This is a genomic window from Pseudomonas lopnurensis (genome assembly GCF_015070855.1).
Lineage (GTDB): Bacteria > Pseudomonadota > Gammaproteobacteria > Pseudomonadales > Pseudomonadaceae > Stutzerimonas > Stutzerimonas lopnurensis.
The window spans coordinates 1-3,888 of sequence record NZ_JADDIX010000075.1; the positions used below are offsets into that span (position 1 = coordinate 1).

Consider the following 3,888-nt stretch of genomic DNA (forward strand, 5'->3'; position numbering starts at 1 on the left):
CGACTACGGCCTGGTGGGCGATCTGTTCGAGATCGTGCCGGAGCTGGAGCAGGTGCTGTCATGAGTGTTTTCAGGCAGATCGGTGTGATTGGCAGTGGTGCCATGGGCCGGGGCATCGCCCAGTTGTTCGCCAGTGCGGGTGTCGAGGTATTGCTGCACGACAGCCGTAGCGAGGCCATCGAGCAGGCGCTGCAGTACAACCGCGAACTGCTGGAGCGTGCGGCGGCCAAGGGCAAGCTGAGTGCCGAGGCGCTGGATGCGACCCTGGCACGCATGCGCCCGGCACATGCGCTGAGCGAGCTGGCCGGCTGCGATCTGTTGATCGAGGCGATTGTCGAGAACCTGGATGCCAAGCAGGCGTTGTTCCGCCAGTTGGAAGCTCTGGTCAGCGCCGATGCGGTATTGGCCAGCAACACCTCGTCGTTGTCGATCAGCCTGATTGCCAGTGGTTGCGAGCGCCCGGAGCGGGTGGCTGGCTTCCACTTCTTCAACCCGGTGCCGCTGATGAAGATCGTCGAGGTAGTGCGCGGCGAGCGCACCGCGCCCGAGGTGATCGAACGCCTGTCGACACTCGCCGAAGCAGCGGGGCACTTTGCTGCGCTCACCCCGGACTCGCCGGGTTTCCTGGTCAACCATGCCGGTCGCGCCTACGGCCCGGAGGCGCTACGTATCCTCGCCGAAGGTATCGCCACGCCGGCGCAGATCGACCGCATCCTCAAGGACAGCCTGGGCTTTCGCATGGGGCCATTCGAGCTGTTCGACCTGGTCGGCCTGGACATCTCCCAGGCGGTGATGGAGTCGATCCACGGGCAGTTCTATCAGGATCCACGCTATACGCCTTCGCCTCTGGTGCCGCCACGTGTGGCCAGCGGTCTGCTCGGGCGCAAGAGTGGGCAGGGGTTTTATCACTATGCAGAGGGTGGGGCGTTGCAGGAAAAGCTCGCGCTGCCTGCGCCAGTCATGATCGATCGGCCATTCTGGCTTGACTGTCGGGATACCGAGGTTCGTGAGCGTCTGGCTCGTGTGCTGGTCGTCGCTGGTGCCGTGCTGGAACAGGCCGAGCGGCCCTCGGCAGAAGCGATCTGCCTGGTCACCCCGCTGGGCGAGGATGCCAGCAGCGTGATCGCCCGCAAGCAATTGCCGCCAACACGCAGCCTGGCCCTGGAAACCTTCGCTGGCTTTGACACGCGTCGCGTACTGATGCGTCAGCCAGCTCTGGATGCCGGTGTGTTGGCACAGGCGCGCCAGGCATTGGCTGCCGATGGCGTGCCGGTGGAGGTGATCAACGATTCACCCGGATTCATCGCCCAGCGGGTGCTGGCTGGGATCGTCAACCTGGGTTGCGAGATCGCCCAGCGGCGTATCGCCGATCCCGCCACCCTGGATCGCGCGGTGCGACTGGCGCTGGGCTATCCCCATGGGCCGCTGGGCTTTGGCGATCATTACGGGGCACTGAAGATCGAGCAGATCCTGCACGAATTGCATGATCTGTATCAGGAGCCGCGCTACCGGGTCAGCCCCTGGCTGCGCCGCCGCGTGCAGCTCGGCCTGCCCCTGACCACTCCCGAGGAATGAGCATGACTGCCTATATCTATGATGGCCTGCGTTCGCCCTTCGGCCGCCACGCTGGTGCTCTGGCCGGGGTGCGCCCAGACGACTTGCTGGCTGGTGTGGTTCGTGCCCTGGTGGCGCGCAACCCATTCGCTGCGGATGACTATGAGGATCTGATCGCCGGCTGTGCCAGTCAGGCCGGCGAGGATGGGCGCAACCTGGCCCGTCATGTGGCCTTGCTCAGCGGCTTGCCGCTGGCGGTCGGTGGACTGACCGTCAACCGCTTGTGCGGCTCGGGCCTGGCGGCGCTGCTGGATGCCGCCCGCGCGGTGCGTTGCGACGAGGGCGAGCTGTTCGTCGCCGGCGGCGCTGAAAGCATGAGCCGTGCGCCATTCGTCGTGGCCAAGGCGGACAGCGCCTGGTCGCGTGATTTCCGAGTGTTCGACAGCACCATCGGTGCACGTTTCCCTAATCCGCAGGTAGAGGCGCAGTTCGGTACCGACTCCATGCCGGAGACTGCCGACAACGTCGCCCACGAGTTGGGTATCAGCCGCGAGCAGGCCGACACTTATGCGGCGCGTAGCCAGACGCTATTCGAAGCGGCGCGGCAGGAGGGTTTCTTTGCTGGGGAAATCCAGCCCGTCGAAGTGCCACAGGGGCGCAAGCAGCCGCCGAAAGTCGTCACTCACGACGAGCACCCACGCCCGGAAAGTACCTTCGAGGCGCTGACGCGGCTCAGGCCCTTGTTCGAAGGTGGTGTGGTCACCGCCGGCAACGCTTCGGGAGTGAATGATGGCGCTGCCGCGTTGCTGGTCGGCTCACGCGCCATAGGCGAGCGCTACGGTATTAAACCACGCGCGCGCATCCTCGCTGGCGCGGTGGCTGGCGTAGAGCCCCGGCTGATGGGCCTGGGGCCGGTGCCGGCGATCGGCAAGGTGCTGCAGCGTGCCGGCCTGAGTCTGGCGGACATCGACCTGATCGAAATCAACGAAGCCTTCGCCGCCCAGGTGCTCGGTTGTGCCCAGCAACTCGGTCTGGCTTTCGACGATCCGCGGTTGAACCCCAACGGCGGTGCCATTGCCGTCGGTCACCCGCTCGGGGCTTCTGGCGCGCGCCTGGCGCTCAGTGCCGTGCGCCAGTTGGAGCGCACGGGTGGCCGTTACTCCCTGGTCAGCCTGTGCATCGGCCTAGGCCAGGGCATCGCCTGCATCATCGAACGTTTCGATTAACCACACCCCCAACGAATTCGGAGAACTACCCCATGGCCAACAAGGCAAGCTTCAACTGGATTGATCCGCTGCTGCTCGATCAGCAACTGACCGAGGAAGAACGCATGGTGCAGGGCAGCGCCGCGCAGTTCGCCGCCGACAAGCTGGCGCCGCGTGTGCTGGAGGCGTTCCGTCATGAACACACCGATCCTGCGATCTTCCGCGAGATGGGCGACACCGGCCTGCTTGGCGCGACCATCCCCGAAGCCTACGGCGGCAGCGGCCTCAATTATGTGTGCTACGGTCTGATCGCCCGCGAAGTGGAGCGCATCGACTCCGGCTACCGCTCGATGATGAGCGTACAGTCGTCGCTGGTGATGGTGCCGATCAACGAGTTCGGCAACGAGGCCACCAAGCAGAAGTACCTGCCCAAGCTCGCCAGCGGCGAATGGATCGGCTGCTTCGGCCTGACCGAGCCGAACCATGGCTCCGATCCGGGCTCGATGGTCACCCGGGCGAAGAAGGTCGATGGCGGCTATCGCCTCAGTGGCAGCAAGATGTGGATCACCAACAGCCCGATCGCCGACGTCTTCGTGGTCTGGGCCAAGGACGACGAAGGGCAGATTCGCGGCTTCGTACTGGAGAAGGGCTGGCAAGGCCTGACCGCCCCGGCGATCCATGGCAAGGTCGGCCTGCGCGCGTCGATCACCGGCGAGATCGTGATGGACAACGTGTTCTGCCCCGAAGAGAACGCCTTCCCCGAGGTGCGCGGCTTGAAGGGGCCGTTCACCTGCCTGAACAGTGCGCGCTACGGCATCAGCTGGGGCGCGCTGGGCGCCGCCGAGTTCTGCTGGCATGCCGCCCGCCAGTACGTGCTCGACCGCCAGCAGTTCGGCCGTCCGCTGGCGGCCAACCAGCTGATCCAGAAGAAACTCGCCGACATGCAGACCGAAATCACCCTCGCCCTGCAGGGTTGCCTGCGCCTTGGGCGCATGAAGGACGAGGGCACGGCGGCGGTGGAGATCACCTCGATCATGAAGCGCAACAGTTGCGGCAAGGCGCTGGACGTGGCGCGCATGGCCCGCGACATGCTGGGCGGCAACGGCATCAGCGACGAGTTCGGCGTGGC

General features: G+C 65.5%; 3 protein-coding genes. All 3 read left to right on the forward strand.

The window, feature by feature from the left end:
- The first annotated feature begins 60 nt into the window (after nt 1-60).
- Entirely contained in the window at nt 61-1,575 is a 1,515-nt protein-coding gene (locus IN820_RS15085; RefSeq protein ID WP_193681746.1) for a 3-hydroxyacyl-CoA dehydrogenase, read from the forward strand.
- Between the two features lie 2 nt (nt 1,576-1,577).
- Nucleotides 1,578-2,780: a 3-oxoadipyl-CoA thiolase gene (locus IN820_RS15090; RefSeq protein ID WP_193681747.1), complete on the forward strand. Its 1,203-nt coding sequence runs from the start codon at nt 1,578-1,580 to the stop codon at nt 2,778-2,780.
- 32 nt (nt 2,781-2,812) lie between these two features.
- Nucleotides 2,813-3,888, forward strand: a 1,076-nt coding sequence (locus IN820_RS15095) for an acyl-CoA dehydrogenase (RefSeq protein ID WP_193681748.1), incomplete at its 3' end; no start/stop codon positions are given.

Coding starts and splice junctions, on each gene's coding strand:
- IN820_RS15090 (WP_193681747.1), top strand. CDS start 1,578: ATGACTGCCTATATCTATGATGGCCTGCGTTCGCCCTTCGGCCGCCAC.
- IN820_RS15085 (WP_193681746.1), top strand. CDS start 61: ATGAGTGTTTTCAGGCAGATCGGTGTGATTGGCAGTGGTGCCATGGGC.